At 67.2% G+C, this 23,855-nt stretch carries 20 protein-coding genes; 16 read left to right on the forward strand and 4 right to left on the reverse strand.

The genetic code is table 11. From position 1 onward, the window contains the following. Position 1 precedes the first annotated feature (1 nt). The 3 genes from wzt to wzm are packed head-to-tail and all read left to right on the forward strand — an operon-like array spanning position 2 to position 2,641. The gene (gene wzt, locus MJO58_RS26755) at positions 2-850 is read left to right on the forward strand and encodes a galactan export ABC transporter ATP-binding subunit Wzt/RfbE (RefSeq protein WP_090597743.1); all 849 of its coding nucleotides are present in this window, start codon (positions 2-4) and stop codon (positions 848-850) included. Continuing rightward, positions 843-1,814, forward strand: a complete 972-nt coding sequence (gene glfT1 / locus MJO58_RS26760) for a galactofuranosyltransferase GlfT1 (protein WP_239721500.1) — start codon at positions 843-845, stop codon at positions 1,812-1,814. Before wzt ends, glfT1 begins: the two co-directional genes overlap by 8 nt. Continuing rightward, the gene (wzm, locus tag MJO58_RS26765; RefSeq protein WP_090597747.1) at positions 1,811-2,641 is read left to right on the forward strand and encodes a galactan export ABC transporter permease subunit Wzm/RfbD; all 831 of its coding nucleotides are present in this window, start codon (positions 1,811-1,813) and stop codon (positions 2,639-2,641) included. Before glfT1 ends, wzm begins: the two co-directional genes overlap by 4 nt. On the opposite strand, the gene MJO58_RS26770 is transcribed toward wzm, so the two are convergent. Next, on the reverse strand, positions 2,638-3,360 hold the full coding sequence (locus MJO58_RS26770; protein WP_239721501.1) for a C39 family peptidase: 723 nt from the start codon (positions 3,358-3,360) through the stop codon (positions 2,638-2,640). The genes wzm and MJO58_RS26770 overlap by 4 nt on opposite strands. 324 nt (positions 3,361-3,684) lie before the next feature. On the opposite strand from MJO58_RS26770, the gene MJO58_RS26775 reads away from it, so the two are divergent. From MJO58_RS26775 to MJO58_RS26810, 8 genes are all read left to right on the forward strand, one after another. Then, on the forward strand, positions 3,685-3,912 hold the full coding sequence (locus tag MJO58_RS26775) for an NfeD C-terminal domain-containing protein (protein WP_090608221.1): 228 nt from the start codon (positions 3,685-3,687) through the stop codon (positions 3,910-3,912). 57 nt (positions 3,913-3,969) lie between these two features. Beyond that, a complete protein-coding gene (locus MJO58_RS26780; RefSeq protein WP_090597751.1) occupies positions 3,970-5,094 on the forward strand; it encodes an SPFH domain-containing protein in 1,125 nt (374 codons plus the stop codon). A 188-nt stretch (positions 5,095-5,282) separates the two neighbouring features. Beyond that, positions 5,283-5,762, forward strand: a complete 480-nt coding sequence (locus tag MJO58_RS26785) for a GreA/GreB family elongation factor (RefSeq protein ID WP_090597753.1) — start codon at positions 5,283-5,285, stop codon at positions 5,760-5,762. Between the two features lie 96 nt (positions 5,763-5,858). Beyond that, the gene (locus MJO58_RS26790) at positions 5,859-6,224 is read left to right on the forward strand and encodes a GtrA family protein (RefSeq protein ID WP_090608223.1); all 366 of its coding nucleotides are present in this window, start codon (positions 5,859-5,861) and stop codon (positions 6,222-6,224) included. 149 nt (positions 6,225-6,373) lie between these two features. After that, the gene (gene dprE1, locus MJO58_RS26795) at positions 6,374-7,756 is read left to right on the forward strand and encodes a decaprenylphosphoryl-beta-D-ribose oxidase (protein ID WP_239721502.1); all 1,383 of its coding nucleotides are present in this window, start codon (positions 6,374-6,376) and stop codon (positions 7,754-7,756) included. A gap of 11 nt (positions 7,757-7,767) precedes the next feature. Then, entirely contained in the window at positions 7,768-8,532 is a 765-nt protein-coding gene (gene dprE2 / locus MJO58_RS26800; protein WP_090597754.1) for a decaprenylphospho-beta-D-erythro-pentofuranosid-2-ulose 2-reductase, read from the forward strand. A gap of 2 nt (positions 8,533-8,534) precedes the next feature. Beyond that, positions 8,535-10,535, forward strand: a complete 2,001-nt coding sequence (locus MJO58_RS26805; RefSeq protein WP_239721503.1) for a galactan 5-O-arabinofuranosyltransferase — start codon at positions 8,535-8,537, stop codon at positions 10,533-10,535. Beyond that, entirely contained in the window at positions 10,535-13,810 is a 3,276-nt protein-coding gene (locus MJO58_RS26810) for an arabinosyltransferase domain-containing protein (protein WP_239721504.1), read from the forward strand. Before MJO58_RS26805 ends, MJO58_RS26810 begins: the two co-directional genes overlap by 1 nt. Here the strand turns inward: MJO58_RS26810 and MJO58_RS26815 are convergent, their stop codons facing one another. Continuing rightward, on the reverse strand, positions 13,811-14,161 hold the full coding sequence (locus MJO58_RS26815) for a hypothetical protein (RefSeq protein WP_090597760.1): 351 nt from the start codon (positions 14,159-14,161) through the stop codon (positions 13,811-13,813). A 43-nt stretch (positions 14,162-14,204) separates the two neighbouring features. Further along, a complete protein-coding gene (locus MJO58_RS26820; RefSeq protein ID WP_090597762.1) occupies positions 14,205-14,429 on the reverse strand; it encodes a hypothetical protein in 225 nt (74 codons plus the stop codon). A gap of 208 nt (positions 14,430-14,637) precedes the next feature. On the opposite strand from MJO58_RS26820, the gene MJO58_RS26825 reads away from it, so the two are divergent. From MJO58_RS26825 to MJO58_RS26835, 3 genes are read left to right on the forward strand one after another with little or no spacing between them, the layout of a single operon-like run. Beyond that, positions 14,638-14,958 carry an ArsR/SmtB family transcription factor gene (locus MJO58_RS26825; RefSeq protein ID WP_090597764.1) on the forward strand — a complete coding sequence of 107 codons (321 nt, stop codon included), beginning with the start codon at positions 14,638-14,640 and terminating at the stop codon, positions 14,956-14,958. Next, complete coding sequence (locus MJO58_RS26830) at positions 14,955-15,440, forward strand: SRPBCC family protein (protein WP_090597766.1); 486 nt, start codon at positions 14,955-14,957, stop codon at positions 15,438-15,440. Before MJO58_RS26825 ends, MJO58_RS26830 begins: the two co-directional genes overlap by 4 nt. Then, positions 15,437-16,063 carry a maleylpyruvate isomerase family mycothiol-dependent enzyme gene (locus MJO58_RS26835; RefSeq protein ID WP_090597768.1) on the forward strand — a complete coding sequence of 209 codons (627 nt, stop codon included), beginning with the start codon at positions 15,437-15,439 and terminating at the stop codon, positions 16,061-16,063. The genes MJO58_RS26830 and MJO58_RS26835 overlap by 4 nt, the downstream gene beginning before the upstream one ends. A gap of 3 nt (positions 16,064-16,066) precedes the next feature. Here the strand turns inward: MJO58_RS26835 and MJO58_RS26840 are convergent, their stop codons facing one another. Next, positions 16,067-17,197: a BTAD domain-containing putative transcriptional regulator gene (locus MJO58_RS26840; protein WP_239721505.1), complete on the reverse strand. Its 1,131-nt coding sequence runs from the start codon at positions 17,195-17,197 to the stop codon at positions 16,067-16,069. A gap of 146 nt (positions 17,198-17,343) precedes the next feature. Here MJO58_RS26840 and MJO58_RS26845 point away from each other — a divergent pair, with 146 nt between their 5' ends. Beyond that, on the forward strand, positions 17,344-20,622 hold the full coding sequence (locus tag MJO58_RS26845; RefSeq protein ID WP_239721506.1) for an arabinosyltransferase domain-containing protein: 3,279 nt from the start codon (positions 17,344-17,346) through the stop codon (positions 20,620-20,622). After that, a complete protein-coding gene (locus tag MJO58_RS26850) occupies positions 20,613-23,843 on the forward strand; it encodes an arabinosyltransferase domain-containing protein (RefSeq protein ID WP_434086390.1) in 3,231 nt (1,076 codons plus the stop codon). The genes MJO58_RS26845 and MJO58_RS26850 overlap by 10 nt, the downstream gene beginning before the upstream one ends. The last annotated feature ends 12 nt before the right edge of the window (positions 23,844-23,855 follow it).

Genomic DNA, 23,855 nt, shown 5'->3' on the forward strand with positions numbered 1-23,855 from the left:
AGTGTCCGGTCCTCGCGGTCCGTATATCGAGACCAGCAACGCGTGGGTGGAATTTCCCATCTTCGACGCGAAGTCGCGATCGTTGAAGAAGGCCTTTCTCGGCAAGGCCGGCGGCACGATCGGCCGCAACAACTCCAACGTCGTAGTCGTCGAGGCGTTGCGCGACATCACGATGTCGCTCGAGCTGGGTGACCGCGTCGGCCTGGTCGGCCACAACGGGGCCGGGAAATCGACTCTGCTGCGCCTACTTTCGGGCATCTACGAACCCACCCGGGGCTGGGCCAAGGTCACTGGCCGGGTCGCGCCGGTGTTCGACCTCGGCGTCGGGATGGACCCCGAGATCTCCGGCTATGAGAACATCATCATCCGCGGTCTCTTTCTCGGTCAGACCCGCAAGCAGATGCTGGCCAAGGTCGACGAGATCGCCGAGTTCACCGAGCTCGGGGACTACCTGTCGATGCCGCTGCGCACGTATTCCACCGGGATGCGGGTGCGGTTGGCGATGGGCGTGGTCACCAGCATCGACCCCGAGATCCTGCTGCTCGACGAGGGCATCGGCGCCGTCGATGCCGACTTCCTGAAGAAGGCCCAGTCGCGATTGCAGGGCCTGGTGGAACGGTCCGGAATCCTGGTGTTCGCCAGCCATTCCAACGAATTCCTGGCCCGGCTGTGCAAGACCGCGATGTGGATCGACCACGGTGTCATCCGCCAGACCGGCGGCATCGAAGACGTGGTGCGCGCCTACGAGGGTGACGACGCCGCGCGGCACGTGCGTGAGGTGCTGGAAGAAACCCGGCTGCAGATCCAGACCGATAAACCGCTGGCGCAAAGCGCTTCCGGGGATGAGTGAATCCATCTTCGCCGTCGTGGTCACCCACCGGCGACCCGACGAACTCGCCAAGTCGCTGGACATGCTCAGCGCGCAGACCCGGCTGCCCGACCACCTGATCGTCGTCGACAACGACGGCGGTGCCGATGGCCGGATCCGCGACCTGGTTGCCGCCCAGCCGATCTCGACCACCTACCTGGCGTCGCGCCGAAACCTCGGCGGCGCAGGCGGTTTCGCGTTAGGCATGCTGCACGCGCTGGCCGACGGTGCCGACTGGGTGTGGCTGGCCGACGACGACGGACGTCCACAGGACTCGCAGGTGCTGGCCACGCTGCTGGCCTGCGCCGAAAAGCACGGCCTGGCCGAGGTGTCGCCGATGGTGTGCAATATGGACGACCCGGCGCGGCTGGCCTTCCCGCTGCGGCGCGGCCTGGTATGGCGCAGGCGCGCAAGCGAATTGCGCACCGAAGCGGGTCAGGACCTGCTGCCAGGGATCGCGTCGCTGTTCAACGGCGCGCTGTTCCGGGCGTCCACCCTGGACGCCGTCGGCGTCCCGGACATGCGGCTGTTCATCCGGGGCGACGAGGTTGAGTTGCATCGTCGGCTGGTGCGTTCCGGCCTGCCGTTCGGGACCTGCCTGGACACGATTTACCTGCACCCCTGCGGATCCGACGAGTTCCGCCCGATCTTGGGCGGCCGGATGCACACGCAGTATCCCGACAACCCGACCAAGCGGTTCTACACCTACCGCAACCGCGGCTATCTGTTGTCCCAGCCGGGTCTGCGCAAGCTGCTGGTCCAGGAGTGGGTTCGGTTCGGCTGGTTCTTCCTGATATCCCGGCGTGATCCCAAGGGCCTGCTGGAATGGATTCGTTTGCGCCGCTTGGGACGTCGTGAACAGTTCGGCAAGCCCAGTGGCGGCCGGGAGCGCGGGGCAGCCGGGCGAAGCGGGTCGCCACCATCCGGACCTGGAGGAACCCCGTGACTTTCATCGACGCCGCCGCACAGTCGCGGACCTTCACCCGGGCCCGCAACGACCTGGTCGACGGGTTTCGCCGTCGCGAGCTGTGGCTGCACCTGGGCTGGCAGGACATCAAGCAGCGTTACCGCCGCTCGGTGCTGGGCCCCTTCTGGATCACGATCGCGACCGGGACAACGGCCGTCGCGATGGGCGGGCTGTATTCGAAGCTGTTTCACCTCGACCTGTCGGTGCATCTGCCGTATGTGACGCTCGGCCTGATCATTTGGAACCTGATCAACGCCGCCATCCTGGAAGGCGCCGACGTGTTCGTCGCCAACGAGGGTCTGATCAAGCAGTTGCCGACGCCGTTGAGCGTGCACGTCTACCGGCTGGTGTGGCGACAGATGATCCTGTTCGCGCACAACATCGTCATCTACGTCGTCGTCGCGATGATCTATCCCAAACCGTGGTCGTGGGCCGACCTTTCGGTGATTCCGGCGTTGGCGCTGATCGTGCTCAATTGCATCTGGGTGTCGCTGTGCTTCGGCATCCTGGCGACCCGCTACCGCGACATCGGTCCCCTGCTGTTTTCGATCGTGCAACTGCTGTTCTTCATGACGCCGATCATCTGGAACGACGACACCTTGCGTCAGCAGGGCGCGGGCAACTGGTCAAAGATCGTCGAACTCAACCCACTGCTGCACTATCTCGATATCGTGCGGGCGCCGCTGCTGGGCGCCCATCAGGAGCTGCGGCACTGGGCGGTGGTGCTGGTCCTGACCGTCGTCGGCTGGCTGCTGGCGGCGTTCGCGATGCGGCAATACCGCGCCCGGGTGCCGTACTGGGTCTAACGGGCTGGGTCGGTGACGATCATCTCGTCATCACTGGTGGCCCACGCCCTGGTGAACAGGTCCAGGGACACCGTCTCGTTCGCGCCATCGTCGGCGCCACTGTCGTTCAGGTGCACTCGGGAGTTGACGACGTCGATCCCGGTGACCACGACCGCGTGGTCGGAGGTGGGCTGGCCGTTGCGGTCCTTGGCATCTACCGGCTGGCCCCAGATCATCTCGCCGTTCACCTCGACGATCACCTTGCGACCGCTGGCCAGGTACTGCTTGAGGGCGGGCATACCGCTGGCGAGGCCCGTCGTGGGCGCGTCGCTGGTGTTGGTCAATCTGGCGGTGACGCCGTAGTGCGCCAGCAGTAACGGAAGGTCGTCCGGGCTGGTGCCCTGGCCGCTGTTCGGGTCGTTGGTGTTCTTGGGCACGGTGTAGATCGACCCCGGGTGGCTCTGACTCGGCAGCTTCTGGGCCAGCGCGATGATCTCCTGCTCAGAGACCGGCCGGCCGGTCACCTCGCCGATCACGTCGGCGGCGGCCATTAACGCGCAGTCGTCGTAAGTCTGGGGCTTCCAGAACGCGGCGGCCGCGGTCGGTTCGCCGTACATGCCGCCGGTGGTGATGTCGTCGGCGTGCGCCAACCCCGTCGCAAACGCGAGGCTCAGAATAAAGGCGATGATTGCGAGACCGGCAGTCCGAGTGGCGTTTCCAGCCAGCTTGGCGGTGGTCATGATGGGCTCCTTTGCTCATCTCCGCGTAACGATTGAGGTGCGTGAGAAAAGGCTCGGCCATCGCCCTTTATGAATCCTTGGAGCCTTGGGCAGGACCTCCGCCGAGCGAGGCGGCGCCAAGGATCCTTCGAGAATTCGCCAAGGCCCCGGCCAGACGCTGGACCGACCGGAAAAGCCCTGGAAAACAGCCGATTTGGTAGGGCGGTGGCACACCACGAAAGGTCTGGAATGCACCCGATTCGACAGTGCGATGCTGGCGTCTATCCTTGCGGCAAACGTGGCGAAACTCGACGCGCGAACCCGTCGATGGAGGAATATGCGATCGTGAGCGACGCCTCGGCAATCGGTTGTGTGGGGAAGCTGGTCGTGGCTACCCGCGGCGACCGCGGCCCCGGCGAGGTGTTGGTGACCGTACGGGGGTCCAAGGAGACCTTTCTGGCCTGGTCCGACGACCCACTACCGAAGGGCAGCAAGGTCTTGGTGGTCGAGATCCGGGGCGGGCGGACGGTGGTGGTGGAGCCTTGGAACGAAGCTGAGCAGAACCTGTCCTGATCCAGACAACGAGTGAAATCCCCTGCTACACAACACCAAAACCTAAGGAGTCCAAGAATGCTCGGTTATAGGGTGCCCGCGCCGGACGAGGCGATGCTGATCTCCGGTGCCAAAGCCAAGGGCGACGCCCCGTTCCGGGTGGTGACCGGCCACGGCGCCTTCGTCCTCCCGTTCTTCCGCAAGGCGCGCTTTTTGACCCTGGCCATGTGTGAGTCCGAGGTCGCCGAAAAGTGCGTCACGCAACAAGGAATCACCCTCAACGTCCGGGCGGTGATCGCCTTCAAGGTCGGCAACGACACCGAGAGCATCATCAGCGCAGCCCAGCGATTTTTGTCCGAGCAGGATCAGATGTCGGTACTGACCGGCCGGATCTTCGCCGGTCACCTCCGGTCGATCATCGGGTCGATGACCGTCGAGCAGATCATCCGGGAACGTCAGAAGCTGGCCACCGAGGTCCTCGACGGCTCCAAGGAGGAGATGGCCCGCATCGGCCTCACCGTCGACGCGCTACAGATCCAGTCCATCGACGACGACGGCCTGGGCTACATCAACGCAATGTCGGCGCCGCACAATGCGGCCATCCAGCAGATGGCGCAGATCGCTCAGGCCCAAGCGAATCAGAAGGCCGCGGAGGCCGAGCAGGAATCTCAACGCCAGCAGGCCGAATTCGCCCGTCAGACCGCGGTTGTCAAGGCGCAATACAAGGCCGAGGTCGACAAGGCCCAGGCAGAGGCCGCCCAGGCGGGCCCGCTGGCCGAGGCCGAGGCGCAGCGCGAGGTGCTGGCGATGCGCACTGAACTGGCCCAGCGCGCCGCCGAACTGCGTCAGCAGGAGTTGGTCGCCGAGGTGGTCAAGCCGGCGGAGGCCGAAGCCGAACGCGTGCGGATCCTGGCTGTCGCCGATGCGGAGAAGATGAAGATCCTGGCCGAAGCGGCGGCCTCGCACAACCGGGTGGCCTTGGACAAGGCGCTCATCGACCAGTTGCCCGACATCGTGGAGCGGGCCGCGGCGGGGCTCGCCGGCGCGAATCTCACCGTGCTCAACGGGGCTGACGGCCTCAGCCAGGTGGCCAGTGGACTCGTGTCGCAGGGCAAGGCGATCTTCGACGCGCTGCGCGGCGAGACCTTCGACTACGACACCGCAGAAACCTCGCTGGTCCCGAACACCGAGTCGCATCCGTAAGACGCACTCCTCGGTGCGAAAAGTGCTGCCGTCCGGGGGCGGCACGCGTGTATAACCGATTGAAAGCGCTCGCCGAATATCGGTGGCGGCCGAGTTCGTGTGGTGCAACACTGAGGCACCACAAATTCACCACCAGGCAAATTAGTGCGCCTCGTGACACCGACGGGCGCCGCGGAAGGTCGACGGACGTGAGTAAAAAAGTCCAATCAGTGGCGGATGCGGCGCGGGAGAACCTCGCCGCGGAGCTGGACCGGCTGCGGCAGCGGCGCGACGCCCTCGAGGCCGAGGTCAAGGACGATCGCGGGATGATCGGCGATCACGGCGACGCGGCCGAGGCCATCCAGCGGGCCGAGGAACTGGTTGTCCTCGGCGACCGGATCAACGAGCTGGACCGGCGGCTGCGGACCGGGCCGTCGCACTTCGACGAGGACGAGGCGCTGCCCGGCGGCACCGAGTTGACCCTGAAGTTCGCCGACGGCGAGGTCGTCACGATGCACGTCATCTCGATCGTCGAGGAGACCCCCGTCGGTCGCGAGGCCGAGACGTTGACGTCGCACAGCCCGTTGGCGCTGGCCTTGGTGGGGCACAAAGCGGGCGATAAGGTCACCTACTCGACCCCGCAGGGTGAAAGCCAGGTCGAACTGATCGCGGTCAAGCTGCCCAAGTAGCTACCGCTGGGGCGCGCACGGCCCCGATAAACTCCCCCAATGCTTCCCCCGGAGCCGGGTACCACGCCGGCGCGCCTGAGTCTGTCCACCCAGATCGTGCGCTTCGTGGCGACCGGCGGGCTGGCTGCCGTCGTCGACTTCAGCCTCTACATGCTGCTGTGGAAAGTCCTGGGTGTGCAGGTCGACGTGTCCAAGGCCACCAGCTTCGTGGTGGGCACCATTACCGCCTACCTGATCAACCGGCGGTGGACCTTCCAGGCGGAGCCGAGCACCGCGCGCTTCGTCGCGGTCATGGTTCTCTACGGCGTCACCTTCGCGGTCCAGGTCGGGCTCAACCATCTCTGCCTGGTGTTGATGCACTACAGAGGATGGGCGGCCGTAGTTGCGTTCGTGATCGCGCAGGGCACTGCCACGGTGATCAATTTCATCGTCCAGCGAGTCGTAATCTTCCGCATGCACTGAGCCCTCCCGTGCTCAGGTGGGATGGGCGCACTCCTCACCGGGACCCACGCGTCCCGCATCGTCGCCGAGCTCGAGTGGGATGGGCTCACTCCTCACCGGGACGCACGCGTCCCGCATCGTCGCCGAGCCAGGCGGTACCCTCTTTGACGATGTTGAGCGCCGACTTCCCGACCACCCCGACCCGGCTGATGGGCTTCGGCCGCACCGCGCCGTCGGTGGCGCACGTGCTCTCGACGCCGGATCCCGAGGTGATCGCCAAGGCTGTGGCCCGGGCCGCCGACTCCGGCGGTCGCGGCGTGATCGCGCGCGGGCTGGGCCGCTCCTACGGCGACAACGCGCAAAACGGCGGCGGCCTGGTGATCGACATGACGGTGCTCAACCGCATCCACTCGATCAGCGCCGACACCCGATTGGTCGATGTCGACGCCGGCGTCAGCCTGGACCAGCTGATGAAGGCCGCGCTGCCGTTCGGGCTGTGGGTCCCGGTGCTGCCGGGAACCCGTCAAGTCACCGTCGGCGGCGCGATCGCGTCGGACATCCACGGCAAGAACCACCACAGCGCGGGCAGCTTCGGCAGCCATGTGCAGTCGATGGACCTGCTGATGGCCGATGGCTCGGTGCGCACGATCACTCCCGAGGGCCCCGAGTCCGAATTGTTCTGGGCCACCGTCGGGGGCAACGGCCTGACCGGGATCGTGTTGCGGGCCATCATCGCGATGACCCCCACCGAGACGGCGTACTTCATCGCCGACGGCGTTGCCACCAATGACCTCGACGAGACGGTCGCCGTGCATGTCGACGGCAGCGAGAGTCGCTACACCTACTCCAGCGCCTGGTTCGATTTGATCAGCCCGCCGCCCAAGCTCGGCCGGGCCTCGGTCAGCCGGGGCAGCCTCGCCACGCTGGATCAGCTGCCGAAGAAGCTCGCCAAGAATCCGCTGAAATTCGATGCACCACAACTGTTGACGGTGCCGAACCTTTTTCCGGTCAGCGCCATGAACAAGCTGTCGTTCATGGCGATCGGTGAGACGTATTACCGGCTGGGCGGCAACTACACCGGCAAGATCCAGAATCTGTCGCAGTTCTACCACATGCTCGACCTGGTCAGCGGCTGGAATAACGCTTATGGGCCAACGGGTTTCGCCCAGTATCAGTTCCTGGTGCCGCCGGATGCTCTTGCCGAATTCAAGGCCATCATCCGCTGGATCCAGACTCAAGGACATTACTCGGCGCTCAACGTGTTCAAGCTGTTCGGCCCGGGCAACCGCGCACCGTTGAGTTTCCCGATGGCCGGCTGGAACGTCGCGATGGACTTCCCCAACAAGCCCGGGATCAACGAGTTTCTCAACGAACTCGACCGCCGGGTACTCGAATTCGGCGGACGGGTCTACACCGCCAAGGACTCGCGCACCACCGCCGAAACCTTCCACGCCATGTATCCCCGCATCGACGAGTGGATCGCCGTGCGCCGCAAGGCCGACCCGCTGCGGGTCTTCGCCTCGGACATGGCCCGACGTTTGGAGCTGCTCTAGATGGTGCGTCAATGGTTTTAGATGCCGTAGGAAACCCGCAGGCAATCTTATTGCTGGGCGGCACCTCCGAGATCGGGCTCGCGATCTGCGCGCGCTACCTGAAGAACGCACATGCGCGAATCTTGTTGGCCGCCATGCCCGGTGACCCCGGGCGTGACGACGCCGTCGCACAGATGAAGGCCGCTGGCGCGCGCTCGGTCGAGCTGATCGACTTCGAAGCCACCGACCCCGACAGCCACCCCAAGATGATCGACGCGGCCTTCTCCGGCGGCGACGTCGACGTGGCCATCGTCGCGTTCGGCATCCTGGGCGACGCCGAAGAGCTGTGGCAGAACCAGCACAAGGCCGTGCTGGCCGCCGAGATCAACTACACAGCAGCAGTTTCGGTGGGCGTGCTACTCGGCGAGAAGATGCGTGCTCAGGGATTCGGTCAGATCATCGCGATGAGTTCGGCCGCCGGCGAACGGGTGCGACGCTCCAACTTCGTCTACGGCTCCACCAAGGCCGGCCTGGACGGTTTCTACCTGGGCCTCGGAGAAGCGTTGCGCGAGTACGGGGTTCGAGTTCTGGTGATCCGCCCCGGCCAGGTACGCACTCGGATGAGCGCGCACGTCAAGGAAGCGCCACTGACCGTCGACAAGGAGTACGTCGCCAACCTCGCGGTGACCGCGTCCGCAAAAGGTAAGGAATTGGTTTGGGCGCCAGCGGCATTCAAATACGTGATGATGGTGTTGCGACATATCCCGCGGCCCATCTTCCGCAAGCTGCCCATCTGATCATGCGGAACGCGCTGGCCAGCCTCGGCCAGATGGTGGCGGCAGCGATCGTGGCCGCCGTGGTTTCGGTGGTCTCGCTGATCGCCATCGCGCGAGTCCAGTGGCCCGCCTTCCCGTCGTCGAACCAGCTACACGCGCTGACCACCGTCGGCCAGGTCGGTTGCCTGATCGGGCTTGTTGGCGTCGGTTGGCTGTGGCAGCGGGAGGGCCGGTGGCGGTTGGTCGCCCGGCTGGGCGCGCTGGTGTTCTCCTCGGCGTTTTCCGTCGTGACGCTGGGCATGCCGCTGGGGGCGACCAAGCTGTATCTGTTCGGCATCTCCGTCGATCAGCAGTTCCGCACCGAGTACGTGACCCGCCTGGCCGATAGCCCCGCCCTGCACGACATGACCTATCTCGGGCTGCCGTCCTTCTATCCGCCGGGCTGGTTCTGGATCGGCGGGCGCGCGGCGGCGCTGACCGGGATGCCCGCGTGGGAGCTGTTCAAGCCGTGGGCGATCACCTCGATCACCATCGCCATCGCCGTTGCGCTGGTGCTGTGGTGGCGGATGATCCGGTTCGAGTACGCGCTGATCGTCACCACCGCGACCGCCGCGGTGACGCTGGCCTACAGCTCGCCGGAGCCGTACGCGGCGATGATCACGGTGCTGCTGCCGCCGGTGCTGGTGCTGACGTGGTCGGGCCTGCGCGCCGGCGAGCGCATCTCAAGCGCCGAGCGTCACGCCAGCGTGACCGTGGACGTCGACAGCCACGCCAGCGTGACGCTCGGCGCGGCAACGGAGCCGAGGGACGCGACCGGTCGCACTGGTTGGGCCGCCGTGGTCGGCGCCGGGTTGTTCCTCGGCTGGACGGCCACTTGGTACTCGCTGCTGTTTGGCTACACCGCCTTCACGATCGCGCTGATGGCGCTGGTGCTGGTCGTCTCACGCTGGCGGGGGGCCGGCTGGCAAGCCGCGCTCGACCCGCTGCGCCGGATCGCCGTCATTGCGGCCATCGCGGCCGCTATCGCGGCTACGACCTGGCTGCCGTTCCTGATACGCGCGGCGAGCAATCCCGTCAGCAACAGCGGCAGCGCATTCCACTATCTCCCGGCCGACGGGGCCGAGCTGACCTTCCCGATGCTCCAGTTCTCGCTGCTGGGCGCGATCTGCATGCTGGGCACGCTGTGGCTGGTCGTGCGCACGCGTACGTCGACCCGGGCCGGCGCACTGACGATCGGCGTGCTGGCCGTCTACCTGTGGTCGCTGCTGTCGATGCTGACCACACTGGCGCGCACCACGCTGCTGTCCTTTCGGTTGCAGCCCACGCTGAGCGTGCTGCTGGTGGCCGCGGGCGTGTTCGGCTTCATCGAGGCGACAGTCGCCCTCAAGGACCGCGGCCGCGCCTGGGAAAAAGCGACCGTCCCGGTGGCCGGCGCGATCGGGATGACCGCCGCCATTGCCTTCAGCCAGGACATTCCCGACGTGCTGCGCCCGGACCTGACCATCGCCTACACCGACACCGACGGCCACGGTCAGCGCGGCGACCGGCGCCCGCCGGGCGCCGAGAAGTTCTACTCCGCCGTCGACGCCGCCATCGTGGGCGTCACCGGGAAGCCGCGGGATCAGACAGTGGTGCTGACCGCCGACTACAGCTTCCTGTCCTACTACCCCTACTGGGGCTTCCAGAGTTTGACGTCGCACTACGCCAATCCCCTGGCACAGTTCGACTTGCGGGCCGCGCAGATCAAGAAGTGGTCCGGCCTCAAGAGCCCCGAAGAGTTCCTCCACGCGCTGGACACCTCGCCGTGGCCACCGCCGACGGTGTTCCTGATGCGCCGGGGGGCGAACAACACCTACACGCTGCGGCTAGCCGAGGACGTTTACCCCAACCAGCCCAACGTGCGTCGCTACACCGTCGACCTGCGGGCCGCCTTGTTCGACGACCCGCGATTTGCCGTGCAAAACATCGGTCCGTTTGTGCTGGCCATCCGCCGGCCGCTGACCCAACCGGCGGCAGGCCGCTGATGGCGACCGACACCGCGCGCGACTTGGCCGAAGAACTACCATCTAGGTCCGTGACGGGAGCGGGAGCAAGGCAGCGGACCGCTCGCATCGTGGCGGTCGTCGCCGGTCTGCTCGGCGTGCTGCTGGCAATCGCCACACCGCTGCTACCGGTCAACCAAACCACCGCCCAGCTCAACTGGCCGCAGAACGGGACCTTTCAAAGCGTCGAAGCGCCGCTGATCGGTTATGTCGCCACCGAGCTGAACATCTCCGTCCCGTGCCAGGCCGCCGCCGGGCTGACTGGCCCGCAGAGCACCGGCAAGACCGTGCTGTTGTCGACGGTGCCCAAACAGGCCCCGAAGGCCATCGACCGCGGGCTGCTGATCCAGCGCGCCAACGACGAACTGGTGCTGATAGTCCGCAACGTCCCGGTCGTCGTCGCACCGCTCAGCCAGGTCCTCAGCCCGGCCTGCCAGCGCCTGACCTTCACCGCGCATGCCGACCGGGTCACCGCCGAATTCGTGGGGCTCAGTTACGGACCCAACGCCGAACATCCCGGCTCCCCGCTGCGCGGGGAGAAGAGCGGCTACGACTTCCGGCCGCAGATCGTCGGCGTCTTCACCGATCTATCCGGGCCGGCACCGCCGGGTCTGAGTTTCTCGGCGACCGTCGACACCCGCTACACCAGCAGCCCCACGCCGTTGAAGATGGCGGCGATGATCCTCGGCGTCGTGCTGACCGCCGTCGCCCTAATCGCCCTGCACGTGCTGGACACCGCCGACGGCACCCGGCACCGGCGCTTCCTGCCGTCGCGGTGGTGGTCGATCGGCGGGCTCGACGCGCTCGTCATCGTCGTGCTGGTGTGGTGGCACTTCGTCGGCGCCAACACCTCCGACGACGGCTACATCCTGACCATGGCCCGGGTGTCCGAGCATGCCGGCTACATGGCCAACTACTACCGCTGGCTGGGCACACCCGAGGCCCCGTTCGGCTGGTACTACGACCTGCTGGCGATCTGGGCGCACGTCAGCACCAGCAGCATCTGGATGCGGCTGCCGACCCTGGCGATGGCCCTGACCTGTTGGTGGGCGATCAGCCGTGAGGTCATTCCGCGGCTGGGTCACGCCGTGAAGACCAACCGCGCGGCGGCGTGGACGGCCGCGGGGCTCTTCCTGGCGACGTGGTTGCCGCTCGACAACGGGCTGCGGCCCGAGCCGATCATCGCCCTGGGCATCCTGCTCACCTGGTGCTCGGTCGAGCGGGCGGTGGCCACCAACCGCCTGCTACCGGTGGCGGTCGCCTGCATCATCGGCGCGCTGACCCTGTTCTCCGGACCGACCGGCATCGCGTCCATCGGCGCCCTGCTGGTCGCGGTCGGGCCGTTGCGGACCATCATCCACCGCAGATCCCGACAATTCGGCGTGCTGGCGCTGCTGGCGCCCATTGCGGCCGCGGCCACCGTCACGGTGATCCTGATCTTCCGCGACCAGACCCTGGCCGGCGAGCTGCAGGCAACCGCGCTCAAGCGCGCACTCGGGCCCAGCCTGAGCTGGTTCGACGAGCACATCCGTTACGAGCGGCTCTTCATGGCCAGCCCCGACGGATCGGTCGCCCGCCGCTTCGCGGTGCTGGCGGTGCTGCTCGCGCTGGGCATCACGGTGGCTATGTCGTTGCGCAAGGGCCGAATTCCCGGCACCGCGGCCGGGCCGAGCCGCCGCATCGTCGGCATCACGATCATTTCGTTCCTCGCGATGATGTTCACCCCGACCAAATGGACACACCACTTCGGCGTGTTCGCCGGGCTGGCCGGCTCGCTGGGTGCCTTGGCCGCCGTCGCGGTCACCAGTGCGGCGATGCGCTCGCGCCGCAACCGCACCGTGTTCTCCGCGACCGTGCTGTTCCTGGTGGCGATGTCGTTCGCCAGCGTCAACGGCTGGTGGTATGTCTCCAATTTCGGTGTGCCGTGGTCGAATGAGTTCCCGGCATGGCACTACGCGTTCGCGACCGTCCTGCTCGGGCTGACGCTGGTGGTGCTGTTGCTGGCGGCGTGGTTGCACTTCATGTCTCCCGACGGGCCATCCGCTGGGCAGCCGAAGACCCGCAGCAGGGCCCGGATGTCCGCAATCATTCAGTCCCCGTTGGCAATTGCAGCGTGGGCACTGGTGACGTTCGAGGTGGTCTCCCTGACGCTGGCGATGACCGGGCAATATCCCGCCTGGTCGGTGGGCCGGTCCAACCTGGAGGCACTGACCGGCAAGTCCTGCGGCCTGGCAGAGGACGTCATGGTGGAGCAGGATCCCAACGCCGGCATGCTGTCGCCGATGTCCGCCCCGGTGGGCGAAGCGCTGGGCTCCGGCCTGTCAGAAGCCTTCACGCCCAACGGTATTCCGGCCGACGTCTCGGCCGACCCGGTGATGGAGCGCCCGGGCGACCGCAGCTTCGTCAACGAAGACGGTAAGACGACCACCAGCGAGGCCGGCACCGAGGGCGGTACCAGCGCCGCACCCGGAATCAACGGCTCACGCGCCCAGCTGCCCTACAACCTCGATCCGGCGCACACTCCGGTGCTGGGCAGCTGGCGGCCGGGCATCCAGGTGCCCGCCATGCTGCGCTCCGGGTGGTACCGGTTGCCGCCGCGCGACCAGGCCGGACCGCTGTTGGTGGTCTCGGCGGCCGGCCGGTTCGATCCCCGCGAGGTCCAGGTGCAGTGGGCCACCGACGACCAGGCGGCCAGCGGACACCCGGGCGGCTCGTTCCAGTTCTTCGATGTCGGCGCCTCCCCCGCGTGGCGCAATCTGCGGATGCCGATGTCATGGATACCCAACAACGCGACCCAGGTCCGCTTGATCGCCAACGACGAAGACCTGGCGCCGCAGCACTGGATCGCGGTCACGCCGCCGCGGATTCCCCGGCTACACACACTGCAGCAGGTGGTGGGCTCGGCGGACCCGGTGTTCCTGGACTGGCTGGTGGGTTTGGCGTTCCCGTGCCAGCGGCCATTCGGCCATCAAAACGGTGTCGACGAGACACCCAAGTGGCGCATCCTGCCGGACCGGTTCGGCGCCGAGGCCAATTCGCCGGTGATGGACAACAACGGCGGTGGCCCACTCGGTGTCACCGAGTTGCTGGCGAAGCCGACCACGATTTCCACCTACCTCAAAGACGACTGGTCGCGCGACTGGGGTTCGCTGCAGCGCCTGACGCCGTATTACCCCAATGCCCAGCCCGCCCGTCTGCAGTTGGGCACGGCGACGCGCAGCGGCCTGTGGGATCCGGCTCCGCTTCGCCGGGGCTAGTTACAGGCCCGGCAGGCAGTTGATGAATGGGATGCACGGCGGCGACGGTGGCCGCGGCGGCGGAAAGCCTTCGATGATCGTCGAGTCGGTCACCGGGCTGTTCTTGTCGAAATACCAAGGGTGACAGACGTTTCTGTCCCAGTTCGGCATGTTCTTCAGGACCGGTGAGCCCGGGCACCATTGATAGGTGCAGCTGTTCGTCGGGGTCGGGACCGTGCCACCGTCCTGGCAGACCATCGGGGCGGGCTGAGCCTGGCCGATTCCCGCGGCCAAGCCCAACCCGGCGACGGCGAACCCGCCCGACAGCACCGTCCCGGCGAGCAATCGTTTCATGGTGAAGTGCATTTTCATGCCGCCAGTACATCCGGTCAAGGCCGCTACCGATCCCATACATTCAGCGGGTGCCGGGCGCGGGCCCTTCGGCGATTTGGCCGCCGGAAAGCTGGTGGTATTGGTGGCAGACGGTCATATCCCAGGTGAGCCCCGGGGAGGCGGGCATGGCGTCTCCGGGGCACCAGTAGTGGGGTCCATCGGCCGTGGCGAACACGGCCAAGCCCAACCCGGCCGCCGCTACGCCACCCGACACCACCGCTCCGGCAATAATCCGCGTCCAGTTCATGATCGATTCCTTTGCGCTTTTTGTCGCCGTCGGCTTGTGCGACTCTTTCTGGTTTCTGTTGCCGACGCAGGTAGTCTCACGCGCGCCGCTTGCCGGGTCTTTGCGAGATCCTTGCGAAATTCATGCGCCTGTGACCAGGGCATTTGACACCCGTCGGGGACTGCGGAGACATTGTTAGCCGCTATCGGTAAGCGTAGGCTTACGGTTCGTGACCAGTTACCACGCCGGTGCTGACGCGTGGGGCGCCCTGGCGGATCGCACCCGTCGGGCCATCATGGAGCGCCTTGCGCACGGCCCGGCGGCCGTGGGCGAACTGGCCCAGGATCTACCGGTCAGCCGCCCGGCCGTTTCACAGCACCTCAAGGTGCTCAAATGCGCCGGTTTGGTGCGCGACCAGGCGGCGGGCACCCGGCGCGTCTACCACCTCGACCCGACCGGCCTCGACGCGTTGCGCGCCGAGTTGGACCGGTTCTGGACCCAAGCCCTGGCCAACTACGCGGCCGCGTTCACCGAAGGAGAGGCGTCATGACCCAGCCGCGAAGCTCCGAGATTCAACACCAGGTCATCGTCAATGCCCCGATCGAGCGGGCGTTCGCCGTCTTCACCGAGCGGTTCGGCGACTTCAAACCGCGCGAACACAACCTGCTGGCGGTCCCGATCGCCGAGACGGTGTTCGAAACCCACGCGGGCGGCCACATTTACGACCGTGGCGTCGACGGCAGCGAGTGCCGATGGGCGCGCGTGCTGGCCTACGAGCCCCCGCACCGGCTGCTGTTCACCTGGGACATCAGTCCGTCCTGGCAACCCGAACCTGACCCGTCGCGAACCAGCGAGGTCGAGGTGCGCTTCACCGCGGAATCGGAGACACGCACGCGCGTCGACCTGGATCACCGCCACCTCGACCGGCACGGCCCCGGCTGGCAATCGATCGCCGACGGAGTCGACGGCGAGGCCGGATGGCCGTTGTACCTGCACCGCTACGTCGGGCTGGCCGCCGGAGTACCGGAATGACCGCCACCGCCATGATGAGCATGGCCCACGACGAGCGCGCCGACCTCGCGGATTTCCTGGCCACCTTGGCGCCGCAGGACTGGGAGACACCCAGCCTGTGCTCCAAGTGGACCGTCAAAGACGTTGTCGCACACGTGATCAGCTACGAAGAGCTCGACAAGGTCGGGCTGCTGAAGCGTTTCGCGAAGGGCTGGGTTGTCCGAGCCAATCAGGTCGGGGTCGACGAATTCGCCAGTTTGAGCACCCAGCAACTGCTCGCATTTCTGCGCAGCCACCTCCAACCACGGGGATTGACAGCGAGTTTCGGCGGCATGATCGCCCTCGTCGACGGCACGATCCATCACCAGGACATCCGCCGTTCGCTGGGTCGGCCCCGCACTGTGCCGCCCGACCGGCTCGAGCGGGTGCTCGGTCTGGTGCCGGGTAATCCACGCCTGGGTGCCGGCCGCCGGATCAGGGGGCTGCGGCTGCGGGCCATCGATGTCGACTGGACCCACGGCAGCGGGCCCGAGGTCACCGGCCCGGGTGAAGCCCTGCTGATGGCGATGGCCGGGCGCCGGGCGGCGCTGGCCGACCTCAGTGGCCCGGGCTGCGCGACACTGGGGGCGAGGATGCCCGAATAACGGTCATTCCGAACGTATTTCGACGGTAAACTCTCGGCTGCCGATTTTGATGTGATCGCCGTCGCCAAGGACCACACTGCCGCGGATGCGCTTGCCTTGCACCTGCACGCCGTTGGTCGAGCGCAGATCGGTGATCACGAAACCGGTTCCGCTGTCGGTGATCACGGCGTGATAGCGGCTGACGTCGTTGTCGTCGAGGACGATGTCGTTGTCCATGAAACGACCGATCCGGGTGGTCGCATCGTTGAGCCGGTACTGGCTTCCTGCCTTGTCGCGCAACAGCACAACGACCGACCCGTCGGTCGGAATCGCGGCCGACTCGACGGGCGGGTCGACGCTGACCTTCAGAGTGGTCAGGGCCGCCCTGGTGCGCGCCGGCGGTTCCTGGCGCAGGATCCGCTCGTGCAGCTCGGTGACCGTCGGCCCGGGATCGATGCCGAGCCCCTCGGCCAGCGCCGTCTTCAGTCGCCGATACGCACCGAGGGCGTCGGATTGCCGCTCGGTCACGTAGTAGGCGGTCATCAATTGCGCCCAAAGTGGTTCCCGGTAGGGGTGTTCGGCGGTGATCGCCTCGAGCTCTCCGATGACCGATTCCGCGCGCCCGCAGGCGATTTCTGCGTGGGCGCGCGCGGTGTGGACGGCGACCTTCTCTTCGATCAGCGCGGTGGCGAACGCGTCGACGAATGCGAAGTCGCGCAAGTCATCGAGGACCGGCCCGCGCCATTCGCTCAGCGCGGCGGACAGGTGGCTGCTGGCGTCCTCGAACCGGCCCGCGGCGGCGGCCTGGGTGCCCGCGGCCTTTTCGGTGCTGAAGCGGCCGAGGTCGCAGTCCGCGTCGGCGATGCTGAGCTGGTAACCGGGCGGAACGCTCGCCAGCAGCTGCTCGGCCTCGGCGCCGCGCAGGAGCCGCCGCAGGTTGGACACATGGGACTGGATGCTGATCCGGGCGGCCGGCACCGGGTCGTCGTCCCACACCGCGCCGATCAACGCGTCGACCGACACCGGCCGGTTCCGGTTGATCACCAGCATCGCCAGCACCGCGCGCTGCTTCGGTGCGCCCAGATTCAGCCGGGTGTCGTTGGCGGTCACCTGCAAGGGACCCAACACACCGAACCCGAGACTTGAGGCCGTCATCGCATTGAATGGTTTCAGACCTGTCCGGAGAAAGGTACGCATCTTCGAACGCGCGGCAGCTCCGCGGGACTTCCCTGAGTCAACCGGCCCGTCGCGCGGCCCCGCATCCTCAACCGACAAAGGCGCGTCGCTTACCATCGGACCCCGTGCCCCACGACGAGCGACCGCAGCCGATCCTGCGCCTGGTCGCCGTCGTCGCCGGGCTCGCAGGCCTGCTGTTGTGCCTCGTTGTGCCGTTACTCCCGGTCAAACAGACCACTGCGACCATCGCGTGGCCACAGGGCACGGTCGACGGGCACATCACCCAGATCACCTCGCCGCTGGTATCGGGGGCGCCCCGGGCGCTGGACATCTCCATTCCCTGCCCGGCGATGGCGACCCTGCCGGCCAGCGGCGGATTAGTGATCTCGACGTTGCCGACCGGCGGCGTGGACCCGGGCAAGAACGGCCTGTTCGTCCGCGCCGACAAGGACGTGGTCGTCGTCGCGTTCCGCGACACCGTGGCCGCCGTGGCCAAGCGCTCGGCGATCGCCGCGGGCGCCTGCAGCGTGCTGCACGTCTGGGCCGACGCGGGCGCGGCGGGCGCGGACTTCGTCGGCATCCCCGGCGCCACCGGGATCCTGCCCGCCGAGAAGAAGCCGCAGGTGGGCGGCATCTTCACCGACCTGAAGGTCGCGCCGCAGCCGGGGCTGTCGGCCCGGGTCGACATCGACACCCGATTCATCACGGCGCCGACCACCCTTAAGAAGCTGGTGATGGGTGTCGGCGTACTGGCGGTCCTGGTCGCCATCGTCGCGCTGGCCATGCTGGATCGCCACAGCCGCGGCGGCACCCTGGTCAACTGGCGCTCCCCGATCGCTCGCTGGCGGCGGATCGGCTGGGCCACTTGGCTGAGCGACGTGGGCGTGATCGCGACGCTGCTGGTGTGGCACGTCATCGGCGCCACGTCGTCCGACGACGGCTACAACCTCACCATCGCGCGAGTAGCCCCGAAGGCCGGCTACGTGGCCAACTACTACCGCTACTTCGGTACCACCGAGGCGCCGTTCGACTGGTATCTCGCCGTGCTGTCCAAGCTCGCGTCGGTCAGCACCGCCGGCGTGTGGATGCGGATCCCGGCCACGCTGGCCGGGATCGCATGCTGGCTGGTGATCAGCCATTGGGGACTGCGCCGGCTGGGGCCCGGCAGGGGCGGGCTGGGATCCAACACGGTGGCGGTGCTCACCGGCGGCGTGGTGTTTTTGGCCGCGTGGCTGCCGTTCAACAACGGCCTGCGCCCCGAGCCGCTGATCGCGCTCGGCGTGATCGTCACCTGGATGCTGGTGGAGCGTGCGATCGCGCTGCAGCGGCTGGCTCCCGCCGCGGTGGCCATCGTGGTCGCGATGCTCACCGTGACGTTGGCGCCCCAGGGCTTGATCGCCGTCGCGGCGCTGCTGACCGGGGCACGTGCCATCGCGACGATCATCCGGCGCCGGCGGGCGACCGACGGGTTGTCCCCGCTGGCCGTGCTGGCGGCGTCGCTGTCGCTGATCCTGGTGGTGGTGTTCCGCAGCCAGACGCTGGCGACGGTCGCCGAGTCGGCCCGCATCAAATACAAGGTCGGGCCGACGATCGCGTGGTACCAGGATTGGCTGCGGTACTACTTCCTCACCGTCGAATCCAATCCCGACGGGTCGATGGCGCGGCGCTTCGCCGTGCTGGTGCTGTTCCTCTGCCTGTTCGGCATGCTGGTGGTGCTGCTGCGCCGCGGCCGGGTCCCGGGGTTGGCCAGCGGACCGGCCTGGCGGCTGATCGGCACCACCGCGCTCGGTCTGCTGCTATTGACATTCACGCCGACGAAGTGGGCCGTGCAGTTCGGTGCGTTCGCCAGTCTGGCCGGCGCGCTCGGCGCGGTTACCGCGTTCGCCTTCTCCCGGATCGGTCTGCACAGCCGCCGCAACCTGACGCTGTACGTGACCGCGCTGCTGTTCCTGCTGGCCTGGGCGACGTCGGGCATCAACGGCTGGTTCTACGTCGGCAACTACGGCGTGCCGTGGTTCGACATCCAGCCCGTCGTCGCCAGCCACCCGGTGACGTCGATGTTCCTGGCGATGTCGATCGCGACCGGACTCCTGGCCGCCTGGCTGCACTTCCGGATGGACTACACAGGGCACACCGAGATCAAGGAAAGCCGGCGCAACCGCGTGCTGGCCGCAACTCCCCTGCTGATCGTCGCGACGATCATGGTGCTCGGCGAAGTCGGCTCGCTGGCCAAGGGCGCGGTGTTCCGCTACCCGCTCTACACCACCGCCAAGGCCAACCTGGCCGCCCTGGAGTCCGGTCTCTCGCGTACCAGCTGCGCGATGGCCGACGACGTGCTGACCGAACCCGACCCCAATGTCGGCCTGCTGCAGCCGGTTGCAGGCCAGACGTTCGGACCCGACGGCCCACTGGGCGGCAGCAACCCCGTGGGCTTCAAACCCGACGGGGTCGGTGACGACCTGAGGTCGTACCCCGTGGTGACCAAACCCGGCGTGGTGAATTCCGACGCGTCACCGAACAAGCCCAACGCCGCGATGAGTGACTCCGCGGGCACCGCCGGCGGGAAAGGCCCGATCGGAGTCAACGGTTCGAATGCGGCGCTACCGTTCGGCCTCGACCCGGCCCGCACGCCGGTGATGGGCAGCTACGGCGAGAATTCGCTGTCGGCCACCGCCACCTCGTCGTGGTACCAGCTGCCGCCGCGCACCCCGGAGCGGCCGCTGGTGGTGGTCTCCGCGGCGGGCGCCATCTGGTCGTACAAAGAGGACGGCACCTTCACCTACGGGCAGTCGCTGAAACTGCAGTGGGGCGTCACCCGCCCCGACGGCACCACCCAGCCGCTCGGCGAAGTGCAACCGATCGACATCGGGCCCGAGCCGGCGTGGCGCAACCTGCGGTTCCCGCTGACCTGGGCGCCGCCGGAGGCCAACGTGGCGCGCATCGTCGCCTACGACCCGAACCTCAGTGAGGACCAGTGGTTCGCGTTCACGCCCCCGCGCGTCCCGGTGCTGCAGACCCTGCAGCAGCTGATGGGGTCACAAACCCCCGTGCTGATGGACATCGCCACCGCGGCGAACTTTCCGTGCCAGCGGCCGTTCGCCGAACACCTGGGCGTTGCCGAACTTCCGGGGTACCGCATCCTTCCCGACCACAAACAGACGGCGGCGTCGTCCAACGGATGGCAGGCCGGCGAGGCCGGGGGCCCGTTCCTGTTCACCCAGACGCTGTTGCGGACGTCGACGATCTCGACCTACCTGCGCGGGGACTGGTATCGCGACTGGGGGTCGGTCGAGCAGTATTACCCACTGGTGCCCAGTGACCTGGCGCCTAACGCCGTCGTCGAACAGGGTGTGATGACCGTGAACGGCTGGAGCCGGCAGGGACCGATTCGGGCATTACCGTGAGCGTCATCGAACACCAAGCACAAGCGGCCGGCGGCACCAGCGACAACGTCCGCGTCACCCGGTGGGTGGCCACGATCGCCGGGCTGATCGGCTTCGTACTGTCGGTCGCCACACCGTTGCTGCCGGTCGTGCAGACCACCGCGATGCTTAACTGGCCGCAAAACGGCCAACTGAATAACGTTACGGCACCGCTCATTTCACTGAGCCCGGTCGACGTGACGGCGACGGTGCCGTGCGACGCGGTGCGCGGATTGCCTCCCGAGGGCGGCGTGGTGCTGAGCACCGCACCCAAGAAGGGCAAGGACGCCGCACTCAACGCGTTGTTCGTCGTCGTCAACGCCAAGCGCGTCGACGTGACCGACCGCAACGTGGTCATCGCCAGCGCGTCGCGTGAGCAAGTGGAAGGGGGCCAGTGCCAGCGCGTCGAGATAACCTCCACCCGCGCAGGCACTTTCGCTACCTTCGTCGGGTTGACCGACCCCGCCGGTAAGCCGCTCGGCGGTGGCTTCAACGACCCCAACCTGCGCCCGCAGATCGTCGGCGTGTTCACCGACCTGACCGGCCCCGCCCCGCCGGGATTGAAGTTCTCGGCGACCATCGACACCCGGTTCTCCACCACCCCAACGACATTGAAGCTGCTGGCGATGGTGGGCGCCATCTTGTCGACCATCGTCTCGCTGGTCGCGCTATGGCGGCTCGACCAGCTCGACGGCCGCCGGATGCAGCGGTGGATCCCGACGCGCTGGAAGAAGTTCACTCTCGCCGACGCCACGGTGATCTTCGGGTTCGTGCTGTGGCATGTGATCGGGGCGAACTCCTCAGACGACGGCTACATCCTGGGCATGGCCCGGGTCGCCGACCACGCCGGCTACATGTCCAACTACTTCCGCTGGTTCGGCAGCCCGGAAGACCCGTTCGGTTGGTACTACAACTTGCTGGCGCTGATGACCCACGTCAGCGACGACAGTTTGTGGATGCGGCTGCCCGACTTGATCGCCGGGCTGGTGTGCTGGCTGCTGCTGTCGCGTGAGGTGCTGCCCCGGTTGGGGCCCGCGGTGACGTCGAGCAAGGCGGCGAACTGGGCGGCGGGCCTGGTTCTGCTGACCGCGTGGATGCCGTTCGACAACGGCCTGCGGCCCGAGCCGATCATCGCGCTGGGTTCGCTGCTGACCTGGGTGCTGATCGAACGCTCGATGTGCGCCTCGCGGCTCACCCCGGCGGCACTGGCGGTGGTCACCGCGGCGTTCACCCTGGGCGTGCAGCCGACCGGGCTGATCGCGGTGGCCGCGCTGGTTGCCGGTGGTCGCCCGATCCTGCGAATTCTGGTGAAACGGCATCGCCTGGTCGGGACCTGGCCGCTGGTGGCGCCGATGCTGGCCGCTGGTTTTGTGATCCTCACGGTGGTGTTCGCCGATCAGACGCTGTCAACGGTGTTGGAAGCCACCAGGATTCGCACCGCTATCGGGCCCAGCCAGGCCTGGTACACCGAGAACCTGCGCTACTACTACCTGATCCTGCCGACCGTCGACGGCTCGCTGTCGCGCCGGTTCGGCTTCCTGGTCACGGCGCTGTGCTTATTCACGGCGCTGTTCATCATGTTGCGGCGCAAGCGAGTTCCCGGAGTGGCCCGCGGGCCGGCCTGGCGGCTGATGGGTGTCATCTTCGGCACCATGTTCTTCCTGATGTTCACCCCGACCAAGTGGGTGCACCACTTCGGGCTGTTCGCCGCGGTGGGCGCGGCGATGGCCGCCCTGACGACGGTGCTGGTGTCGCCGAAGGTGCTGCGCTGGTCGCGCAACCGGATGGCGTTCCTGGCGGCGCTGATGTTCGTGTTGGCCCTGTGCTTCGCCACCACCAACGGATGGTGGTATGTCTCGAGCTACGGCGTGCCGTTCAACAGTTCGATGCCGAAGGTCGGCGGAATCTCAATCAGCACAATATTTTTCGCACTCTTCGCGATTACCGCGGTGTATGCGGCGTGGTTACACTTCGCCGACGCGAGCCATGGCGAGGGCCGGCTGGCGCGGGCGCTGACGGCCGCGCCGATCCCCATCGCGGCAGGCTTCATGGCGCTGGTGTTCATCGCCTCGATGACCGCCGGCATCGTGCGTCAGTACCCGACCTACTCCAATGCCTGGGACAATCTGCGCGAATTCAGCGGCGGTTGCGGGCTGGCCGACGACGTGCTCGTCGAGCCGGACAGCAATGCCGGCTTCATGGCGCCCGTGCCGGGTGATTACGGCCCCTTGGGCGCGCTGGGTGGAGTGAACCCAACGGGATTCAGCCCCAACGGAATACCGGAACGCACCCTGGCCGAAGCCGTGCGGGAGACCGCGGTCCCGCAGCCCGGCACCGACTACGACTGGTACGGGCCGACCAAGCTCACGGCGCCGGGCATCAACGGCTCACTGCTCCCGTTGCCCTACGGGCTGGACCCCGCGCAGGTACCGGTGGCCGGCAGCTACACCAGCGGCGCGCAACAGCAGAGCAGGCTCACCTCGGCGTGGTACCAGCTGCCGAAGCCGGACGCCGGGCATCCACTGGTGGTGGTGACCGCCGCGGGCGCGATCGCCGGCAACAGCATCCTGCACCACCACACCGCCGGGCAGACCGTGGAACTGGAATTCGGTATGCCCGGACCCGGCGGCATCGTGCAGCCGGGCGGCCGGCTGGTGCCGTATGACCTGTACGGGGAGCAACCGAAGGTGTGGCGCAACCTGCGCTTTGCGCGCTCGGCGATGCCCGCCGACGCGGTCGCGGTGCGGGTGGTGGCAGAGGACCTGTCGCTGACGCCCGAAGACTGGATCGCGGTGACCCCGCCGCGGGTGCCGGAGTTGCGCTCGTTGCAGGAGTACGTCGGTTCGACGCAGCCGGTGCTAATGGACTGGGCGGTCGGGCTGGCATTCCCGTGCCAGCAGCCGATGCTCCATGTCAACGGCGTCACCGAGATCCCGAAGTTCCGCATCACGCCGGACTACACGGCCAAGAAACAGGACACCGACACCTGGCAGGACGGCGTCAACGGCGGCCTGCTGGGCATCACCGACTTGCTGCTGCGCGCCCACGTGATGTCGACCTACCTGTCCCACGACTGGGGGCGCGACTGGGGGTCGCTGCGCAGGTTCGACACGATCGCCGACGCCCAGCCGGCGCGGCTCGACTTGGGCACCGCGACCCGCACCGGATGGTGGTCGCCCGGCCAGATCCGAATCAAGCCCTAGCAATTTGCGGGC

The sequence above is a fragment of the Mycobacterium lentiflavum genome, from assembly GCF_022374895.2.
GTDB classification, from domain to species: domain Bacteria; phylum Actinomycetota; class Actinomycetes; order Mycobacteriales; family Mycobacteriaceae; genus Mycobacterium; species Mycobacterium lentiflavum.